At 40.0% G+C, this 19,511-nt stretch carries 19 protein-coding genes and 1 pseudogene; 10 read left to right on the plus strand and 10 right to left on the minus strand.

Annotated features, from left to right (window positions below; translation table 11 throughout):
• Positions 1–3: 3 nt before the first annotated feature.
• The gene (locus tag BHE18_RS06065; protein WP_071617701.1) at positions 4–1,218 is read left to right on the plus strand and encodes a S8 family peptidase; all 1,215 of its coding nucleotides are present in this window, start codon (positions 4–6) and stop codon (positions 1,216–1,218) included.
• A 23-nt stretch (positions 1,219–1,241) separates the two neighbouring features.
• Positions 1,242–1,391 (plus strand): annotated as a pseudogene (locus BHE18_RS23595) (M4 family metallopeptidase); the annotation flags it as partial.
• Positions 1,392–1,443: 52 nt separating this feature from the next.
• Here BHE18_RS23595 and BHE18_RS06075 read toward each other — a convergent pair.
• Positions 1,444–2,925, minus strand: a complete 1,482-nt coding sequence (locus BHE18_RS06075; protein WP_071617702.1) for a SulP family inorganic anion transporter — start codon at positions 2,923–2,925, stop codon at positions 1,444–1,446.
• A 263-nt stretch (positions 2,926–3,188) separates the two neighbouring features.
• Here BHE18_RS06075 and BHE18_RS06080 point away from each other — a divergent pair, with 263 nt between their 5' ends.
• Complete coding sequence (locus tag BHE18_RS06080) at positions 3,189–3,605, plus strand: universal stress protein (RefSeq protein ID WP_071617703.1); 417 nt, start codon at positions 3,189–3,191, stop codon at positions 3,603–3,605.
• 61 nt (positions 3,606–3,666) lie between these two features.
• On the opposite strand, the gene BHE18_RS06085 is transcribed toward BHE18_RS06080, so the two are convergent.
• From BHE18_RS06085 to BHE18_RS06095, 3 genes are all read right to left on the minus strand, one after another.
• On the minus strand, positions 3,667–4,434 hold the full coding sequence (locus BHE18_RS06085; RefSeq protein WP_071617704.1) for an alpha/beta hydrolase: 768 nt from the start codon (positions 4,432–4,434) through the stop codon (positions 3,667–3,669).
• Positions 4,435–4,554: 120 nt separating this feature from the next.
• On the minus strand, positions 4,555–5,610 hold the full coding sequence (locus BHE18_RS06090; RefSeq protein WP_071617705.1) for a M14 family metallopeptidase: 1,056 nt from the start codon (positions 5,608–5,610) through the stop codon (positions 4,555–4,557).
• 309 nt (positions 5,611–5,919) lie between these two features.
• Positions 5,920–7,401, minus strand: a complete 1,482-nt coding sequence (locus BHE18_RS06095) for a hypothetical protein (protein ID WP_071617706.1) — start codon at positions 7,399–7,401, stop codon at positions 5,920–5,922.
• 211 nt (positions 7,402–7,612) lie between these two features.
• On the opposite strand from BHE18_RS06095, the gene BHE18_RS06100 reads away from it, so the two are divergent.
• Positions 7,613–8,080: a hypothetical protein gene (locus tag BHE18_RS06100; protein WP_071617707.1), complete on the plus strand. Its 468-nt coding sequence runs from the start codon at positions 7,613–7,615 to the stop codon at positions 8,078–8,080.
• A 27-nt stretch (positions 8,081–8,107) separates the two neighbouring features.
• Here BHE18_RS06100 and pssA read toward each other — a convergent pair whose 3' ends face one another.
• Positions 8,108–8,794: a CDP-diacylglycerol--serine O-phosphatidyltransferase gene (gene pssA, locus BHE18_RS06105; RefSeq protein WP_071617708.1), complete on the minus strand. Its 687-nt coding sequence runs from the start codon at positions 8,792–8,794 to the stop codon at positions 8,108–8,110.
• Between the two features lie 194 nt (positions 8,795–8,988).
• On the opposite strand from pssA, the gene BHE18_RS23950 reads away from it, so the two are divergent.
• The 6 genes from BHE18_RS23950 to BHE18_RS06135 all read left to right on the plus strand — a co-directional run bounded on the left by BHE18_RS23950 (position 8,989) and on the right by BHE18_RS06135 (position 13,478).
• The gene (locus tag BHE18_RS23950) at positions 8,989–9,462 is read left to right on the plus strand and encodes a DUF2062 domain-containing protein (RefSeq protein ID WP_071617709.1); all 474 of its coding nucleotides are present in this window, start codon (positions 8,989–8,991) and stop codon (positions 9,460–9,462) included.
• A gap of 103 nt (positions 9,463–9,565) precedes the next feature.
• The gene (locus tag BHE18_RS06115; RefSeq protein ID WP_071617710.1) at positions 9,566–9,790 is read left to right on the plus strand and encodes a hypothetical protein; all 225 of its coding nucleotides are present in this window, start codon (positions 9,566–9,568) and stop codon (positions 9,788–9,790) included.
• Positions 9,791–9,943: 153 nt separating this feature from the next.
• Positions 9,944–10,258 (plus strand): NIPSNAP family protein, encoded by a 315-nt coding sequence (locus BHE18_RS06120; protein ID WP_071617711.1) that lies wholly within the window; start codon positions 9,944–9,946, stop codon positions 10,256–10,258.
• A gap of 10 nt (positions 10,259–10,268) precedes the next feature.
• A complete protein-coding gene (locus BHE18_RS06125) occupies positions 10,269–10,916 on the plus strand; it encodes a YdcF family protein (protein WP_071617712.1) in 648 nt (215 codons plus the stop codon).
• Between the two features lie 156 nt (positions 10,917–11,072).
• Positions 11,073–12,080: a DMT family transporter gene (locus tag BHE18_RS06130; RefSeq protein WP_083573647.1), complete on the plus strand. Its 1,008-nt coding sequence runs from the start codon at positions 11,073–11,075 to the stop codon at positions 12,078–12,080.
• Between the two features lie 138 nt (positions 12,081–12,218).
• A complete protein-coding gene (locus BHE18_RS06135; RefSeq protein WP_071617714.1) occupies positions 12,219–13,478 on the plus strand; it encodes an ATP-binding protein in 1,260 nt (419 codons plus the stop codon).
• Positions 13,479–13,547: 69 nt separating this feature from the next.
• Here BHE18_RS06135 and BHE18_RS06140 read toward each other — a convergent pair whose 3' ends face one another.
• The 5 genes from BHE18_RS06140 to BHE18_RS06160 all read right to left on the minus strand — a co-directional run bounded on the left by BHE18_RS06140 (position 13,548) and on the right by BHE18_RS06160 (position 19,366).
• Positions 13,548–15,398, minus strand: a complete 1,851-nt coding sequence (locus BHE18_RS06140) for an LTA synthase family protein (protein WP_141771817.1) — start codon at positions 15,396–15,398, stop codon at positions 13,548–13,550.
• The gene (locus tag BHE18_RS06145; protein WP_071617715.1) at positions 15,398–17,011 is read right to left on the minus strand and encodes an aminotransferase class V-fold PLP-dependent enzyme; all 1,614 of its coding nucleotides are present in this window, start codon (positions 17,009–17,011) and stop codon (positions 15,398–15,400) included. The genes BHE18_RS06140 and BHE18_RS06145 overlap by 1 nt, the downstream gene beginning before the upstream one ends.
• Before the next feature lie 62 nt (positions 17,012–17,073).
• Positions 17,074–17,613: a glycerol-3-phosphate acyltransferase gene (locus BHE18_RS06150; protein WP_235860260.1), complete on the minus strand. Its 540-nt coding sequence runs from the start codon at positions 17,611–17,613 to the stop codon at positions 17,074–17,076.
• A gap of 118 nt (positions 17,614–17,731) precedes the next feature.
• A complete protein-coding gene (locus BHE18_RS06155; RefSeq protein WP_071617716.1) occupies positions 17,732–18,448 on the minus strand; it encodes a YwaF family protein in 717 nt (238 codons plus the stop codon).
• A 120-nt stretch (positions 18,449–18,568) separates the two neighbouring features.
• Positions 18,569–19,366 carry an alpha/beta fold hydrolase gene (locus BHE18_RS06160; RefSeq protein ID WP_071617717.1) on the minus strand — a complete coding sequence of 266 codons (798 nt, stop codon included), beginning with the start codon at positions 19,364–19,366 and terminating at the stop codon, positions 18,569–18,571.
• Positions 19,367–19,511 lie beyond the last annotated feature (145 nt).

Raw genomic sequence — 19,511 nt, forward strand, 5'->3', positions numbered from 1 at the left:
TACATGAAATTCAAAAAGATTGCTGCATTATCATTAGCTGCATCCCTCGCCATCTTCCCTAGTTTCGGAGGAAGTGCATTTGCGAAGGATTCTACCTCTTTGGATCTCGCTTCAAAAAATACCACAGTAAATAAAAGCCTTGATAAAAGCGAATATGTTAAGGGTGAAGTAATAGTAAAATTTAAGGATTCTGCATCAAAATCAGCCAAAGACAATGTACTTGAAAGTATGAAAGCCTCTGAGGTTGAGGACAAAGATGCAGTTGAATCACCTTTTAAAGTTCTTAAGGTGGGCAATGTAGAGGCAGTTGTCAAAGCTCTTAATAATAATCCGAACGTGGAATATGCCGAGCCGAACTACAAATTGGCTGCAACATGGACACCAAATGACACCTATTACCAAGGCTATCAATACGGACCTCAAAATACTTACACCAATTATGCATGGGATTATACCCGCGGCAGCAGCGGTCAGGAAATTGCAGTTCTTGATACTGGTGTTGATTACAATCACCCTGACCTCGATGGAAAAACAATACGCGGATATGATTTCGTTGATAACGATTATTACCCTATGGACTTAAATGGACATGGAACTCACGTGGCAGGTACTGCTGCTGCAGAAACAAATAATGGAACTGGTGTCGCGGGCATGGCGCCAAATACTAAAATCCTCGCAGTTCGTGTACTCGATGCAAATGGAAGCGGTTCTTTAGCGGACATAGCTGATGGTATCCGTTACGCTGCAGACCAGGGCGCAGAAGTCATCAATATGTCATTAGGCTGCGACTGTTCAACTCCGACTTTAGAAAGCGCAGTCAATTATGCTTGGAATAAAGGAAGTGTCATTGTGGCTGCTGCAGGGAATGATGGAATCTCAACTACATTCGAACCGGCATCCTATGCTAATGTCATCGCCGTTGGTGCTGTTGACAGCTACGATCGTAAAGCTTCTTTCTCTAATTATGGTACTTGGGTGGATGTAACTGCACCAGGTGTAGACATTGCTTCAACCGTACCTAATAACGGATACTCCTACATGTCCGGTACATCAATGGCTTCCCCGCACGTCGCCGGTCTTGCAGGATTGCTGGCATCTCAGGGACGCAGCAACGTCCAAATCCGTCAGGCAATCGAGCAGACTGCCGATCCGATCAGCGGTACAGGGTCTTACTTTGAACATGGACGCATCAACTCTTATGACGCTGTAAGATATTAATCTATCAACAAGCCCCCTCTGACATTTATTACCTCATGAATACTGTGTATCTTACTTCTTCATCTACTTTCAGTCAGGCGAAGGCGGCAGCTGTACAGGCGGCATTGGACCTTTATGGAAGCGGTTCAGCAGAGGTGAATGCTGTGAAGCTTTCCTTTGATGCAGTCGGTATCTATAAAACATTTAAAAAACCAGCAGAGATTCTTCTCTGCTGGTTTTCTGTTATTAATGATTTACAACCTTATCAAGACCACCCGGCTTATTATGAACTGCCAGTTTATCCATCAATTTATTACTTTCTGAATTAAGCCCTGCCAAGTTGACCTTAACACCATTCTGGTGGTATTTCAACACGATTTTATCAATTGCACCTACGGCTGAATCATCCCATAAATGTGCATTTGTCAGATCCAAAGTAACTTCCTTCACATCTTCAGTAAAATCGAAGCTTTCAACAAAATCTGTAACGGACGCAAAGAATAGTTGTCCTGACACCCGGTATACTTTCTTATGGGTTTGTTCAGATGCCATAGTCGTAATCTCCACTTTTGAAATCTTAGAAGCAAAGAATATAGCACTTAATATGATTCCTACCAGTACTCCTTTTGATAAATCATGCGTCAACAGTACTGTAATTACAGTAGCTAGCATAACAATTGTATCGGTAATCGGTGTTTTATGCAGGTTCATAACTGATCCCCAGTCGAATGTCCCGATCGATACCATGATCATGACACCTACTAGTGCAGCCATTGGAATCTGAACAAGGAAATCATTCAAAAGCAGGATCAGGATCATCAAGAATGTCCCTGCAACAAAAGCAGATAGTCTGCCCCTGCCGCCGGATTTAACATTGATGACTGATTGTCCAATCATTGCACATCCTGCCATTCCGCCGAAAAAACCTGAAACGATGTTAGCCATACCCTGTCCCTTCGCTTCTTTATTCTTATCACTTGCAGTGTCTGTCATGTCATCGACAATCGAAGCAGTCAGTAATGACTCGACCAATCCGACAATCGCAATCGATAAAGAATACGGGAAAATTATTTGCAGCGTCTCAAAGGTAAATGGAATATCAGGGATTAAGAATACTGGCAATGTTTGCGTCAATTCACCCATATCTCCGACTGTTCTTACCCCTGTGCCAGCCAAGACAGAAAAAATTGTAACAGCGATGATTGCTACAAGCGGTGAAGGTACTGCTTTCGTAAAACGCGGCAGTATATAAATAATGGCCAGAGCAGCAGCCACCATAGCGTACATAATCCATTCTTCTCCTGCAAAATGCGGTAATTGAGCTGTAAAAATCAAGATGGCCAGTGCATTGACGAAGCCAATCATGACTGAACGTGGAACAAATTTCATTAAACGCCCTAATTTAAGGACCCCCATGAGAATTTGAATCACCCCTGTCAGGATAGTAGCAGCAAGCAAATATTTCAACCCATGCTCAGCCACCAAAGTTGTCATCAATAATGCGGTCGCTCCTGTCGCTGCAGAAATCATCCCTGGACGTCCACCTACAAACGCAATGACAACTGCAATACAGAATGAGGCATACAGTCCGACCATTGGATCGACACCGGCGATGATCGAAAATGCAATTGCTTCAGGGATCAATGCCATCGCTACGACCATCCCTGCCAGGACGTCTCCGCGGATGTTTCCAAACCACTCATATTTAATTTTTGAAGATAAATTCATAATGCACCCCTTTTGTTTTTTTTGTCGTGACTTTCAACTCTCATGAAAGTCGGGCCGTTTTACACAAAGGACATTATATAATGGAAGAAGTTTTTTGTGAACTCAGCATGAAAGCGCAAACATATTTAATTATCTTCTGATTGTTACATTTTTCTTCATTTAACTCTAAAACTTAAAAAATATATAATTTGTACATTTTTTTCACTGAAAAAAGTGTAAAATAGATTATATTCAGAAGGTTCAACCGGTTAGGGGGCGTTTCTATGTTTAAAAAGTTATTGCTCGCTACAGATGGATCCGAGCATTCTATCAGAGCAGCTGAAAAAGCAATATCCTTAGCTTCACTGCAGAACGGGACAGAACTCACGATTGTGTATGTGATTGACCCGAAGCAATCAAAAGATGATGTACTAAAACATTGGGGAACGGACGCCTCAGATAAAAGGAAATATAAGCTGCAATTAATTGAACAGAAAGCCAAACATGCGGAAGTTAAGTTCGAAACCATCATTCTTCAAGGCGAACCCGGTCCCGCAATTGTTGAATTTGCAAATGGGCAGCATTTTGATGCTTTGGTAATCGGCAGCCGAGGTTTGAATACATTCCAGGAGATGGTCCTTGGCAGTGTAAGCCACAAAGTCGCCAAAAGAGCCAAGTGTCCCGTTATGATTGTAAAATAAAAAAGCTTGAGACAACCTCAAGCTTTTTAAACTAGATTATTTAACCAATTCTTTTATGGCTTTACTTGTATAAAAATCCGAATATCTGGGGAACTCGCTCTATCCAAGCCAACTCATTATGAACTGCACCCTCCACTATTTCAAATCGGCAATCCTGAACCTTTTCCTTTAGTAAGTGATAAATACGCCTGTTTGAATTTATGTATGTAAGATCATTAATGCTTTCTGTATTTTCCTTGGTTCCAATATCCAAGTAGAAACGTTCAACTTTTGAAAGATCACTTACTTGTATCAGTTCTTCAATCTCCTTCTGATTGAACCAATATGCGGATGAGATAGAAGCCGCCCTTTTAAAAACATGGGGATACACGCAAACTGCGTATGTTGAAATAAGTCCGCCCATCGAAATGCCTGCCATACTGGTTTCATCCTGCAATGTCCGATACTTTTCATCAATCATAGGCTTTAATTCATGAACGATAAATTCGATATACTCTTTTCCTTCCCCTCCGATTGACTGCCGGCCTGCAGAGAACACCTCAGTCATTTCATTGCTTTTCCAGGGGCAACACTCATCTAACCTCATTAATCCTTCATTACAGTCGATTCCGACTACAATCAGGTCCAATTCATTTTGATCGAGATAATCCCCTATTCTCCAGGACCTCCCATACCCCGCATCTTCATCCTTATAAAGGTTCTGTCCATCATGCATATACAATACCTGGTAGCGTCTTGTCACGTCTTCCTCGTATTTATTTGGCAGGTAAATACGTATCTGTCTCGTTCTCGTGAGAGGCGTGATTTTCACTTCGAAATTCTGGTACATTCTTTGCCCCCTTTTCAGTGCATTCGAATAGTTTACCATGATAATATTGTGCATGATTATATATTAGTGAAATTATTGATAATAGAAAAGAGCGGTCAAAAGGCACCGCTCTGCGTTCTTTTATTCATGTTCGCTTTTATTATAGGAACTTTCAGGCAGGGTATCCCAGAAAGAAGTATCTGCTTCATTAATAGAACCATCTGCAATGGCTTTTGCAGTAGCCTCCATTCCGATGACTGCTTGCTTGATTAGATATCCATTACTCTTCTGTCCAAGTACGTAATCTTCCCTATAATGATCTGCCATTCCCCTCATTTCAAAAAGCAGAGTTGCAATTCCATACTCGACAGCCAAACCATTTCTTGAAATGGTTTGAGCAGAACCTCCGATATATTTAGATAGTGTCCCAAACCCTCTGCTTTCGACAGTATTATATAACACAGCCCCGAGCTGCTTGGATTTTTCAACGACTTCAGGGTCTACTTCTTCATTAGTCGGGTATAAAATCGATCCGGATACAAGTTCATCTGTGTCTCCCAATGTAGTCTCTGCTCCTTGATGATGAAGATCAATCATATAATCAGGTGAATATCTTTGTAGAACATTTTCATGCAGCGACTGAGTTTCAGGCTGTTCACGAGCTACATGATCCCGGTTCAGGTCAACTTCATTTGCATTATAACGTGTATGCGTGCCCGATACATAATCATCTAGTGAGAAGTTAACGTCCCCCTCGGCACCATCCACATTTAAACGGGGAGCAACCAGTATATTTACATTCTCCAGCATTTCTTTTACTTCCTTGGAATTGGAAGTGAGGTGCTGAATAAATTTCAGAGCACCTTCTGTTGTTAAAGTTTCATTGCCATGCTGCTGGGTCAAGTATAATACCGTGGGATTACTTTCGTTATTTCCGAATTTCGCCAGATATAAGTCCCGGCCTTTTACGGACTGACCGTAGACTTCCAGTGAAAGAGCTTCTGACTTAGTATCAAGACGTTCAAGCAGCTTTACCATTTCTTCATAACTATGTAAACGTTCATTCTTGATTGTTTCATTTCCATTATAGAAGGGTCCATCTGCCGAAACAGGAGAAGTTGGTACTGTCATTGAAATTCCGGAAGCAATCAATAATCCAGATACTGTGCATTTAATCCATTTCTTATTCTTATTCATTGTTTTCCTCCTTTAATTTTTTCCATTCTTTAAACATATTTGATTTAGACAGCATGAAACCCTTTTCTTTACGGAAATATGAAACAAAAGAACCTGGTTCCGTAATTACGAATGGTGAATATTGACTAAAAATGATGTAGAATATCGCCTCAAACTGATTCTTTGTTCCAGGGACTAATTAATCTAATAAGTTGTCCGATTTTTTAACAAGGGGATCTTGTTGAAATTGATATGAAATGTTTCAGTTTAAAAGTAAAACCCGAATCAATTTGAATCTGGGGGGTTCAAGTTGATTCGGGTTTATTAGTATTAGTATTGAGAATACATTTGCCCTTTTTCATCCACATATACGGATGTTAGAATTGTCCTCTTAAATTTCTGATTATTCTTATTACCATTTACATCTACTGTTAGATTGTACACTCCTTCTCCAAGCTCAGGCAGCTTGAATGTATGATCTTTGATTTTTATTTTGCTTTTTTTCAGCTTCCCATTTTGATAGTATTCAATTGAAATATCTGTTTTGAACTTGACTTTGCTGTTTTTTTCTGTCAATTTGATTGAATTTGAGCTTATTTGCACATCGACTGAGTCATTAAATTCACTATCGTATTTTACATTCATTAAGTAAGCTTCCTTTTCAGGGGACCGGGCGTGTACTTTCCACTCTCCTGCTTTAGGTAATTGAATGGTCAAACTGTGATGGAATGCACCTTGGAAAAGCCCATTTTCATCTGTTGTTGATTCTAAAGCATGAGTTTCCTTCCCGTCAGGATCTATTAGAATCAACGAGGTACCTTTATGACTGCTTATCCAGTCAATCGTAATTTCCTCAGTGCCCTCCTCCACTGTAAAAAGTTCTTGTTTAGTGCCAGAATACTCTCCTCCCCTGATATATGAAGAAGCTGTTTCAATTCCGGGCTCGATTTCTACTGCGTTTAAACCGGCACTGGAGGGAACGCTTTCATTTAGATAGTTCTTAAACAAATCGAAAGTGGAGTTACCTTCCTTTATTTGTGAGTGGTTCCATGAACCTGTTCCCAAATGGGATGCGTAAGGCAGACGTGAACTGTTCTCGGTCACCGCACCATCATTCCTTCCATATGAGCTGAGGTACAATCCGCCCCAGTAAAGTGAACTGCCAAAACTCCCCCACTTAGTGCCTGCGACAGTATAAAAAGGTACTCTGCCAACATTTGTGTGTGTATCCGTTTGTTCCCGGAAGTAGCTCATATACCCTGTTTGGAGAGAGTATGTTGCATCATTTTTACTGCCGAGGATCCCTGCAAGCCACCCAGCCCAGCTGCTGTATGCAAGGTCTGCGAGCTCTGAGCCATTATGCGGTGAAGATAGTGTGATTACACGTGCAACATATGGATAAGCGCCGTAATGAACAAGGGCAGATTGGGTATCTACACCTCCTTTACTATGTGCTACAATGACAACTTTTTCACCGAAATAATGATAGATATCATGTATTTTACCCGCCAAAAGTGCTCCATTGTCCCACATAGTTTTAGTTGGATAAAGATCAATAAAGGCTGTTTCGTAACCATTCTGGTAGGCCGTATCATACATATCATTTTCATTCCACCATGTATTGGAGGAAGAATTCAACCCATGTACGAATAATACTGGATACTTAGACGGGGCAGAGTTTGAAGGAGTGGTTCCCACATACCACTGACCGGGAACACCTGAGGGATCATCTTTTCCGAAATCCCCTGCCATACTTAAAGTTGGAAACATCAGTACAAGAGCAACAATAAGAAATCCCAGTTTCTTTACCATAACATCTCCCCATTTCCATAATAATGAAACCTGTAAATTATATCGGCGAACAGCTTTTCATATTACGGGGCATCTTAATTTGATAGAAATGAACTATGTCCCATTCATTTACTTGTTTTTCATTCTATACGTATGTGTGTAACATTTTTCATGTATACTCTTCACTTCATACGTAAGAATAAATAGTATCAAATGGAATGGGAGTTTTTTTATGACAATGAGGTTCATTCTTTTTATCGGGTTCCTTTTACCATGGTTGACCCTGTTCTTTGCCAAACCTGATACGATCAAGCGATTTATGCCTGTCACCATTTTTACGTGTTTACTGATGACCATTGTCTTTCAAATCGCCTATACCTATGATTGGTGGGTGATTCATGAATACATCGTTCCATGGGGGTATATGATTGATGTCAGTTTTGCCTATGGAGTATTCGCAGTAGGTACGTTTTGGATCTTCCGATTCACATATCACAGTTTTCCAAAATTCATCGCGACCAATTTCATCATGGATGCGTTCATGTGTTTCGCAGTTCTTCCTCTGCTCGATGTATTGGGGATAGCTAACTATAAAAACATAACACCATGGCAGTATCTTCTGGTGATTTTCGGTATATCATTCGTCATTTATTTCTACCATAAATGGCAGGAAAAAATATTTGTTGATAATGGGAACTAAAAAAAGCGCTGGAATGCCCAACGCTTTTCATTCGTTCTTCCCTCTTTTAATGAAACGCCACGCCAAGTAAGCAAAATAAAGCGGAGCAGCAATATAAATCAAGTAAGGGAATTGTTCATATGTGCCTTTAAATATTACATACAAAAGGGCGCCGATGAATACTGTAACGATGGTTCCGTATTTCGGAAGCGGTATTTCTTTGAAACTTGGGATACGGATCCTGCTTACCATCAAAAAACACATCGCCGTAAAAATGACAGAGGTCACTATATTAGGGATACGGTCTCCAAATAATGTCAGGATGGCCAGAATCCCGCCTGCTGCGGTAATCGGCACCCCGATAAAATACTGCAGGGAAGACTTGGGCGGACTGGTATTGAATCGCGCCAAACGGTAAGCTCCGAACAAGGGCAGCAAACCGGCAACAAAAAATCCAAGCAAGCCGAATTGGTAAAACGAAGTATAGTAAACAAGGAAAGACGGCGCTACACCGAAAGTGACGATATCCGCGAGTGAGTCCAGTTCCTTTCCAAGGGTGCTGTCAGCATCGAGCATCCTGGCTAACCTGCCATCCATGCTGTCCAGCATCATTCCAATGATGATTAGTACTGCAGCATTCTTGAATTGCCCATTTGCAGCAAAGCCGATTGATAAGAATCCGCAGTATAAGTTGCCAAGTGTCAAGGCATTAGGTATTTTCTTTGTCAATTTCATTTGTCTTCTCCAGTCTGAGCTAATCATACTTATAGAATACCATTTTTTTGACGAAGATGAAGGAGTATATACAAAATTCCTTCCCAAATGTACGTGCTTTTTCATATGATAAAGTACATTTTATAAAAAAACGTTTACATTTACACTCATTCATAATAAGATTCTCAGTAGATTATGTATATAGTTGGTGAATCATGTTCAAAAAATATGCCAGAACTTTAAAGTGTCTGACTCTGAAGTTGTTAAGAATAAAAGATAATTCACATAAAATATCCCTTGGCTTCACTCTGGGATTAATGGTCAATTTTGTGCCTTCGTTTGGGATGGGTCCCGTATTATCAACGTTAATCGCTAAGATATTCAAAGGAAACGCTTACGCAGGGCTAGTCGGGGGAGTCTTTCTGATCTGGGCGTTCCCATTGTGCTTCTATTTTAATTACCTTGTAGGAAACCTGTTAATCCCAGTAGAAGTCACCCATGCAAGCACAGTAGTCAATGCAGTACATTCAGTCCATCAATCGGCAATTGAAATTGGCAGGGCATTTATTATCGGCATGTTGGTCAATATCATTTTCTTTGGAATGATTGTTTATAAACTTGTGCATACGCTTCTCTCCAGGCACCGGCGCAGTTTATTGACCTTTGTCCATAAAAATTGGAATGTTTAAGCAATACTATAAGTTATTATATGTACTAGTCCCCTCGCATTTGTTATAATTTTACTATTAAGTATTATTTATGAACGATTCAGTGAAACAAGGAGGCAAAGAAATGACTGGGACGATAGCAGTTATCATGATTTTCTCCATACCTATCATTGCCATCTTCACCGACCATATCCAGAAACAATCAAAGACTAAACAAAAGATGATTGAAGATCAATTAAAACTTGAGCAATTAAAGCATGAAAACTTCGTAATTGAAACTGAAAAAATGAAGCTGGAACTTAAGCAAATGACACTTAACGAACCTAAGAAGGACAGTAAAATATTATAAGAAAAAAATGAACCCGCTGAATAGCGGGTTCATTTTTTTCAGGAATATAGATTAATATTTTTTGGATGAAAACCGCAAAAACAAGAATGGAAATCAAATAATATATTGAAAAGACACGAATAAACATGTACAATGCGGAAAAGGAGGAATATTATGGTATATCGAGTGCGCACCTATGACATCGATCCTGATGTCTTTGAAAGATTCAATTCTTTTTTCCATGAATTTTTACTTCCAAATCAACTTCGATTTGGTTCAAAACTCATAGGAAGATGGAGCAATGAAAACAAAACGAAAATCACGGCCATTTGGGAGTATGCTGACAAGCAGCAATACATGCAGATTGAAGAAAAGATCAAAAAAACAAAATTGCATAAACAAGCACAAAACAGAAAATTGGAACTTGGTTCATTATATTTATCCACGTCCCAGGAATTTTGGGATATGACCGGAAATTATCAATTATAGGGGGAAGACAATGAAACCAATCATTAAAAAAGAAATTGATATGCCTCAGCTTAGTCCTGCACAAATTGATTACATAACAGAACTAACTTTTGGACAGATCAAAAAGACCAAGCCCTGTGATGCAATCTTCGTCTTTGCAGGCACCCATCCCGGACATTGGGAGAAAGCAATCAAGGCCTACAAAATGAATCTTGCCCCAAAGGTCATAGTGACCGGGGGAAGAAGCCTCACGGGAGAATCCCACCCTGACTGGAAAGGCAGAACGGCTTCCGTGGAAACAGAGGCTTCTATTATTATCTCTTATTTGGTAAAGGCGGGTATTCCTGAAGAGGTTATTACTTTTGAAGACCAATCTTCGAATTCATTGGAAAATGTATTGTATGCGAAAGACATTATTGATTTTACAAAAATCACTTCTCTGCTGGTGGTATGTAAAAGCCACGCGGCCGGGCGGCAGATCAGGACGCTGCAGAAGCACTTTCCGGAAGCGATGTCATTCATCCCTTTTTCATTCGATACAATCTATCAAAATACTACAGTAGGCCGCCTTAATTGGATGAACTCAGATCTGGGAAGGAAAAGAGTCTGGGGCGAATACAAAAGGATCATCCACTACGGTCAGCTGGGCCACCTCGTCCCTCCCACTGAAAAATTATAAAATTCATGAAAAACATACTGACAGATCAATGTCGGTGTGTTTTTCTTTCTTGCCTTAAGACATCGAGAATTCATCATTATTTTCAGAAAATAGTATACTATTTTATTGTAAAAGTTTAATATATTAGACAATAACTGTATGAAAAGAGTGATCATCTTGAAAGAAATGATGTTGGGAGTGACGGCTTCCATGTTCTTCGCAGTGACATTTATTTTAAACAGATCGATGGAACTTTCAGGTGGAAGCTGGCTTTGGAGCTCATCGTTAAGATTTTTATTTATGGTGCCATTTCTTGTGTTGATCGTATTGTTAAGAAAAAACATGAAGCAAGTGCTTTTGGAAGTATGGAAGAATCCGCTCCCTTGGTTGTTATGGAGCTTTGTCGGTTTCGTTTTATTTTACGCTCCGATCACATATGCCGCTGCTTACGGTCCGGGATGGCTTATAGCAGGTACGTGGCAGCTCACCATTGTCTCCGGAACCCTGCTCGGTCCATTATTCGTCAGAGAAGTCATGACAAGTTCAGGTCCTGTAAAAGTGCGGCACAAAATACCCCTGCGTTCTCTTTTAATCTCTTTATTCATTTTGTGCGGGGTTATCCTTATCCAACTCCCCCATGCAGAAGGGTTCTCTTTAAAGATGATATTGAGCGGCATCGTTCCAGTAGTGATAGCTTCATTTTGTTATCCTCTTGGCAACAGAAAGATGATGGAAGTGGTCGATGGGAGATTAGATACTTTTCAACGCGTATTCGGCATGACAATTGCCACAGTCCCTGTTTGGCTGATCATTGCTTCAGCAGGCTTTATTGAATCAGGACTTCCTCCGGCTGGCCAGGTCATTCAATCCCTTATAGTTGCATTCAGTTCCGGCATCGTTGCCACCATTTTATTTTTCATTGCAACAGATATGGTCAGGGATCATCATGGCAAGCTCGCTTCCGTAGAAGCCACTCAATCGACGCAGGTGTTATTCGTAATGGTTGGAGAGGTATTGATATTCTCCGCCCCCTTCCCTGAAGCCTCTGCACTTTTCGGACTCGGTGTCATAGTTATCGGGATGGTGCTTCACAGCTTGAACCAGGCGGGCTTGGGTAAACATAGGAGTCCAAGTGCTGCTGCAGGAAATGGTGATCCACGTCAGAGTCTGCCTATTCAAAAGTGATTTCGTGTCTTTGGTATCTTGCTTATTTATTTCTTCACGGCAATTAAGGTACTTTTTTACTTGTAATCTTGAACAAAATTTGGTATCTTATGAAGGTTTGAGATTACACTATGGGTAATATCTTATGGAGGCATACATTTGATCACACTTATAAAGACATTATTAGTCAATATCACGATTCTCTTATCTTTGACATATAACGCGAATATATTTTTTCCTTTCAAAGTAAAGCAGATGCTATTTTTAAAGCATAAAATCACATATGGACTCATCGGTGCATTCGGAGCGTTTTTATGTATGCTGTATCCCATCGAGACATTGGGTAAAACCCATTTTGACTTGAGGATGATCGCTATTTTGGTAGTCACCCTTTATGCTGGATGGATTTCGGGTTCGCTGGTACTATTACTCGTACTGATTTACAGATCTATAATCGGAGGGCCTTTTGTATCTACAGGATTAATAGTTTCCATTCTTGCATACCTGGTGGCACTCGCATTCCGCCGGCTGTTTCTGTCATCAAACACAAAATTCATTTCGAGCACAGTCATTTTCATCATCTATATGATTGTTTATTTTATAAATATTTTCATTTACGTCCCGTTTTTACATACCGGATTTTATTTCATTTATTTCGGGGTTTTTTATCTTACATTTATTTCAATCGTCTTTATAGTAGAATATTTGATACGGACAAATAAACAAATCGAAGAGATGATGTACCTTGATAAGTTGAATATGGCTGGCCAGATGGCTGCATCCATTGCCCACGAAATCCGAAATCCGCTGGCAACGGTGAGAGGTTTCATTCAGCATCTGGCCGAGGGTACGGATGACAAACAGCTGAAGAAATATTCGCCTCTGATAATAAATGAACTTGATCGTACAAATAAGATCATCACTGATTATCTGAACGTATCAAGACCTGGGAAGTTTGAACTTTCCTTACTGAATGTCGACAGTGTCCTCCGTGATTGTGTTGAACTTTTAAGGCCCTTTGCTTCGTATTCGAATGTTACGATTTCTTATTGTAAATCTCCCCTGCATTTAATTAAAGGGGATGAACAGCATTTAAAACAGGCAATCATGAACGTTATTAAAAACGGGATTGAATCGATTGATGGACAAGGGGAAGTCCGGATTGAAACAAAGGAAATACCTGCATCCAATAAGCTCGCTGTATCAATTACGGATGACGGAAAGGGGATGAGCCATGAAGAACTAAAAAAAATTGGTCTTCCCTTTTATACAACTAAAACAAAAGGTACTGGACTGGGAAGCATGGTTACGAATAAAATCATCCGTGAGATGGACGGAATGATCGAATACGAAAGTGAGCCGGGCAGAGGAACAAAAGTCAATATTTTGTTCCATTTGGCGCATAAACAGCCTAAATAACAAAAAGCTCAGGTGAATTCATCACCTGAGCTTTTTCTAGATACATACAAAAATAGTGCAGAAACTGACTTATTCCAGAAACCTCAGCAGATCTCCGTATATGATATCATCGGACATCCCCAATTCTTTTCTGGCGATCTCTTTATAGGAATCACACTGATGATCCATAAGCGGCTCACCGTTCTTTCTCCTGTAACACATATTATCTTTGAAAATATACTTTTCTGTTACAAATCCCCCATCACGAAAAATGACTGGATGATTTTTCACCCTTGTAAATAAATTATGGCCAAAAGAAAGATTTTCCCTGGATTCAATCCCAAGTAAATGAAGAATGGTAGGGCGGATATCGACTTCCCCTCCAATTGTAGTAATCGTCTTTCCTTCAGTACCTGGGATGTGAATAATAAGAGGTACCTGCTGCAGTTGTACGTGATTAAGAGTAGTGTTTTCCATACCAAGCAATTCCATGACTCCAGGCTCATATTTTTCGGAGATTCCGTAATGATCTCCATAGAGTACGAAAATTGATTCTTCATAAATGCCCGTTTCCTTCATTTTTTCAAAAAATTGTTTGATTGCTTCATCTTCATACCGGACGGTCGTCACATACCGATTGACTACATCTACTTTTGTTGAAGCCTGCGGTATGAACTGATCCCCCTCATCCAGTAAAAACGGGAAATGGTTGGTCAGGGTTATAAAACGCGAATAGAAAGGTTTTGGCAGGTCCTGAAGATAGGGTATGGACTGATTAAAAAACGGAATATCTTTTATCCCATAATTCACTGAATTTTCCTCAGTCACCTGATAGTCTTTCTTTGAGAAAAAGCGGTCATACCCCAGGGAATCATACATCCTGTTCCGATTCCAAAAGTCGGCATCATTCCCGTGAAAAACTGCTGAATAGTATCCCCCTCTATCCTTTAGGATGTGGGGCATCCCCTTGAACACATTATCAGGATTACGCACAAACACTGATCCGCTCGCGAGCGGGTACAGACCGGTATCGATCATGAATTCCGAATCTGATGTTTTCCCCTGTGCGGTCTGATCATATATCTGATTGAAATAAAAGCTGTCTTCCACGAGTGAATTAAGAAATGGAGTGATTTCTTCACCTTCGATTTTCTTATTGATGACGAAATTCTGAGTCGATTCCATACTGATCAGAATAACATTTTTACCTTTCGCAACTCCATACAAATCGGACTGGTCACTTTCCTTGGAATTCGTATATTTAAGGGGTGAACTTGTGTCGTTCCTCGAGGCGGTTAACGGATTAAGATTCACACCCAAAGCATACCCTGTGTCGTAAAGATGATAATTATAAGGACCGATAGCTGTGACCATTTGTTCCCGGTCATATACTTCCTCGAACAGGTAAGGACTTTTAATCAAACCAAGTATGATTGTCAAGATAATTACCGCTGTGCTTGTAAACAAATAAGTCGACTTTTCTTTTGGCTTGATGGCAGGCATACGCCTCCGTTTTTTCAAATACCAGCCAGCCCAGAGGATATCTATGAAAAGAAGTACATCCCATGGACTCATCAATTCAAATGTGCTGGGACCGATTCCACCGACATTTTTAAATTGAAACAAAATCGGAAGGGTTACATAATCAGAATAAAATCGGAAATATAGTAAGTCTGCATATAAAATCCCTGTAATGATGACCATCATCAGGAATAATATGAAAGCATGAATTTTTTTTCTGAAATAAAAGCTGAAGCCTAGCAAAATCATTAAAGAACCTATTGAATTAATAAGAAGCAAACAAATATCCATAAATGAATGAATAGTAATATTAAAACCTGTGACCATGACGATCAATGTCTTTATCCAAAGAAGAAGTAATATGACACCAATCAGTTTGAATTTTTTCAGATGTAAAAGAACCGGTTTCAGTTTTGACATTATATATACCCTATTTCCTTTACCGGGGCGATTATATCCTTAATTGAAGCTACTGCTTTCAATACCTTTTCCTCATTATGATACCCCATCAATGCCACCTGAACCCAATTCCTGTTTAGGAGATAATCACTTTCATAGCTGAGCAATACCCCTATCTCTTTACACCTGTCCCCTATCTGCCTGCTTGATAACCCGGGTGGCACTTTAATGGTGATAATTCCTGACGAATAGCTGTTATCTCCCATTATCTCAATCCCCCATTCCCTCAGGCTTTCCCTGACAGTGCTGGCTAACCGTTGATTAAGGTGAAGATCGACATTCTTTAATGCTTCTTTTAATGCGGTTATTAGATTGGAAGAATGGGTGAATGGAATGCTCCCTTTTTCTGCATACAAGCCAAGGTCCAAATATCTCGGTATCGTTGGATGGGAAAAAAACTCATCTCTATGGAACACAATTCCAAGACCCGGGTAGGACCCTAATCCCTTCCCGCTCACTGTAGTAGCAAGATAGATTTCTTTAAGATCCACCGGTACAATTCCTACAGAGCTGCAGGCGTCCACGCACAATTCAACCTGGTATTTTAGGGATAACCCCAATATAGCTTCCAGATCATATAAATAACCGGTTGACGTCTCGCAGTGTACGGTCCATAGCCAATCAGGAGAGTAAAGTTTCAATGCCGATTCAATTTCTTTAAGTGACACATCTTCTCCCCATTGCTTTTCCAGTATTCGGAAAGATAGTCCGCTTCTCTTGGCGTGATCGATCAGCCTGGACCCAAACTCACCATTGGAAAGTATCAATCCCTCACCTGCAAATTGCTTCAGCTGCTGAGCTGCCATGTCATTGGTCAGGGTACCTGTGCCCACTACTATTTCAACACGATTGGCATGGGTCAACCTGCATAAACTTAATTTAATTTCTTCCGCTTCCTGAATAAAAGATGCACTTCGGTGAGAAATTGATGTCCTTTCCAGAGCCCGTTTCACGGCAGGGTGAACAGGAACCGGGCCCGGAAGGAATGAATGGGCTGCATTATTTTCAATACGAACTGACGCTTTCTCCATTAACTTTTGAAAAGCTTTTGTAGATTTTTCAAAGCTCGCCTTCGTGATGTACATTGGCTGAAACCGGGCATTTTCATCTCCAACAAGCGAGGCAAACGGGATGAACCCGATTCTCTTATACAACTTAAGCTGACGGACTGTCCCTGAAATCAAAGCCAGGTCATACCCTTTTTCAAGGCATAATTGAACAAGCCTTTTACATAATCCGTAAAATACTCTTGTACTCCTGTATTCATCTTTGACCGAAAGAAGACGTACTTCACAAGGTATACTCCCTGATGGAATATATTGATCCAAATCCTGGAGTTTATGATCAAGGGAAAACGGACGCTTTGCACGAAGGGCAATCATTCCGACAATTTCTTCATGGTTTTTTGCGATAATATATGTATTTTCATCATGAAATTTATCCACAAGCAGCTTTTCTTCATTCTCCTCATGCTGAGGGATTTCATTCACAAAGGTTTTATAATTCAATTGATTGACCTGCTGAAGTTCGTTTGGATCGTCTGCAATTTTAAATATCAAGGATTGATCACCCATATATGTACCTCCTCGTGATGAAGTGAAAAATCTTGTTCTATTAACTTTTAGTGGATAAGCGATTATTTATTGTGAGCAAGAACCACTGTGATGAACAAGAGTAAAAGACCACAGGGCAAGGTGAATGAATCTTCAATCAAAAAAGCGGTTACTGGTATCGACGTCATAGCAAGGAAGCCTGCCGTTTTATAACGATGAAGCAGCAAGTAAGCTGCGCCCATCACAACTGCGGCAGCTCCAATTGTCAAAGGTGATAGAAACAATGCAGAAGCCAGATAAACGACCACTCCTTTGCCGCCGTGAAACTTGAGCTGTATCGGGAATAAATGGCCGATGCAAAGGAATATTGAACTGAGTACCAGTGCATATTCATTGTCCGAAAGCCCTTCTTTTACCAGAAACAACGTAATAAACACCTTTACGGCATCAATCAGCAAGGTAAGGAGAAACCCTTTTTTGCCAAGTAACCGTCCGGCATTTGTTGCGCCGACATTTCCGCTTCCCATTTTTCTGATGTCCTGGCCTGTCTTCCATTTAATTATATAGAATGCTCCTGTCATGGTACCGGCCAGATAGGATACCACCGCAATCACTATATACACTATTATATTCCCCACCGCATTGCACCTGACTTTACTAATAGATAATACAAAAATGGTAACCAAAGTTCATTTATACAGAAAGAGCCTAATTAATAGACGAATATAATTAGAAAAAGTTTCATTTTTTTACATTTTTCTTAAGGTGAAAAGGGAGATATAACAAATAGAACAGGATCAGGGAGATTGCTTCCAATGACAACAAGTACCAAGGGTAGTCCCCTAAATAATCGATTACACTCGGATTGTAAGGCTTATGATCAAGGAACATATAATTCCCTCCAAAAACCATATTCAGAACATACGCCGCCGCTGCAAAAAGATTTAACCCAATAAATGACTTGAATGGTGACAGGACAGTCACCGTGAACCCTTCAACCCATTTCATATAAAAACAAGAAAGGACAATGGCTGCATGCACGATAAAAAATTGAAAAAACCTGATGTGAGGGTATCCAAAAAATAATTCCGGCGTAATCATGGCAATGAAAGCACCTGTGAGACTTGCAAAAAAAGCAACTTCAAAAATCAATTTATTTCTGGATAACAGCATGATGATACATAAATATAGTGATAAGGAACATAATTGGAACGGAAGATTTACAGCAGGAGACCATAACCCATTGATTGCATACCAAAATTGAAAAAATAACTCTCCTGCCGCAAGTGTTGCTATGAGTGTCCATCTTATCGCTTTCGTTCCGTTATTACTTAGATTGTTTCTAGATTTGTATAATAGGACAATGAGAATGAGCATAAGAATGACGGCAATAATATGTGAAGCAGAATAAATTTCAAACGGAAATTCTTTATAGCGGAAATTAAACAGATCCTTCATTCTAATCCTCCTCTCCTTTATATTCTTTCTGCACGCTTCATTTTCCTTTTTTAGTCATCAAGCAAAAATTCAAGAAATAAAAAAACCATTTTACGGTATGTAAAATGGTTCAGCTTTTGTTTATTGGACTCTTTTAAGCCGGCACCCTGCCTGCCGGGAAAGGAATCTCAAGGCATGATCATTGAACTCCTTAGGCTTCTCAACATTACATACGTGTCCGCAGTCATCCAGAAATACAATCTCTGCGGAGGGATCCCCCTGTATATCTTCTTCAAGGGCTTTTACAAATAAGTGATCCTCCCTCCCCGAAATATACATTTTCGGTATATGTGAAGCCTTTGTCTGGACAAGCTGATAAGTGGATTTTACAAACGGAGTCAGTCTGTACCAACTTAAGAAACATTCCCTGTTCATTTTTTTTGCTTCTCGTATGAAAAGCTTGCGTGAAACGGCATGATTATTCTTTGGCATCATAATGTATGCAAATATTCTATACAGCCATAAAAATGGCATAAGCGATTTAATTCCGTCTCCCAACTTTAAAAGTATGGCGGCAAAAGGTGAAAACCGTGTGATACATCCGGCTAGAACAGCGCTCTTCACCCGGTGGGGATATCGCTGCATCAGTGCATGAATGAAGATGGATCCCAGTGATACACCAACAAAATGAGCACGATCTATGTTCAAGTGATCCATAACTTTTAATACTTCACGGAGATTCAATTCAATTGAGAATCTTTCATCATAGCTTTTTACACTCGGGGACTTGCCATGACCAGGCAGGTGTATGGTTATGACATTATACTGTTTTTTAAATTCATTGAGCTGCTTTCCAAAAACAGTTGAATTGCCTCCGATGCCATGAAGGAATATTACATATTCCTCAAATTCTTCTTGATGTACTTTATATTCCAGCATGAATTCGCTCCTTAAAACCTGTAAATTTCGTGTAAAACAAATGATCACTGAAAGACTAAATCTTTCATCCGACATGAATACTATTGTATCTTAATCCCCATTGCATTGATATACTATAAATGCAGTAAATTCGACTATTCTGTGA

The sequence above is a fragment of the Rossellomorea aquimaris genome (assembly GCF_001877785.1).
Taxonomy (GTDB): domain Bacteria; phylum Bacillota; class Bacilli; order Bacillales; family Bacillaceae_B; genus Rossellomorea; species Rossellomorea aquimaris_A.

What these genes read in the sequence shown, in the direction of transcription:
- BHE18_RS06065 (WP_071617701.1), top strand. Translation starts at nt 4, where the DNA reads ATGAAATTCAAAAAGATTGCTGCATTATCATTAGCTGCATCCCTCGCC.
- BHE18_RS06075 (WP_071617702.1), bottom strand. Translation starts at nt 2,925, where the DNA reads ATGAATTTATCTTCAAAAATTAAATATGAGTGGTTTGGAAACATCCGC.
- BHE18_RS06080 (WP_071617703.1), top strand. Translation starts at nt 3,189, where the DNA reads ATGTTTAAAAAGTTATTGCTCGCTACAGATGGATCCGAGCATTCTATC.
- BHE18_RS06085 (WP_071617704.1), bottom strand. Translation starts at nt 4,434, where the DNA reads ATGTACCAGAATTTCGAAGTGAAAATCACGCCTCTCACGAGAACGAGA.
- BHE18_RS06090 (WP_071617705.1), bottom strand. Translation starts at nt 5,610, where the DNA reads ATGAATAAGAATAAGAAATGGATTAAATGCACAGTATCTGGATTATTG.
- BHE18_RS06095 (WP_071617706.1), bottom strand. Translation starts at nt 7,401, where the DNA reads ATGGTAAAGAAACTGGGATTTCTTATTGTTGCTCTTGTACTGATGTTT.
- BHE18_RS06100 (WP_071617707.1), top strand. Translation starts at nt 7,613, where the DNA reads ATGACAATGAGGTTCATTCTTTTTATCGGGTTCCTTTTACCATGGTTG.
- pssA (WP_071617708.1), bottom strand. Translation starts at nt 8,794, where the DNA reads ATGAAATTGACAAAGAAAATACCTAATGCCTTGACACTTGGCAACTTA.
- BHE18_RS23950 (WP_071617709.1), top strand. Translation starts at nt 8,989, where the DNA reads ATGTTCAAAAAATATGCCAGAACTTTAAAGTGTCTGACTCTGAAGTTG.
- BHE18_RS06115 (WP_071617710.1), top strand. Translation starts at nt 9,566, where the DNA reads ATGACTGGGACGATAGCAGTTATCATGATTTTCTCCATACCTATCATT.
- BHE18_RS06120 (WP_071617711.1), top strand. Translation starts at nt 9,944, where the DNA reads ATGGTATATCGAGTGCGCACCTATGACATCGATCCTGATGTCTTTGAA.
- BHE18_RS06125 (WP_071617712.1), top strand. Translation starts at nt 10,269, where the DNA reads ATGAAACCAATCATTAAAAAAGAAATTGATATGCCTCAGCTTAGTCCT.
- BHE18_RS06140 (WP_141771817.1), bottom strand. Translation starts at nt 15,398, where the DNA reads ATGTCAAAACTGAAACCGGTTCTTTTACATCTGAAAAAATTCAAACTG.
- BHE18_RS06145 (WP_071617715.1), bottom strand. Translation starts at nt 17,011, where the DNA reads ATGGGTGATCAATCCTTGATATTTAAAATTGCAGACGATCCAAACGAA.
- BHE18_RS06155 (WP_071617716.1), bottom strand. Translation starts at nt 18,448, where the DNA reads ATGAAGGATCTGTTTAATTTCCGCTATAAAGAATTTCCGTTTGAAATT.
- BHE18_RS06160 (WP_071617717.1), bottom strand. Translation starts at nt 19,366, where the DNA reads ATGCTGGAATATAAAGTACATCAAGAAGAATTTGAGGAATATGTAATA.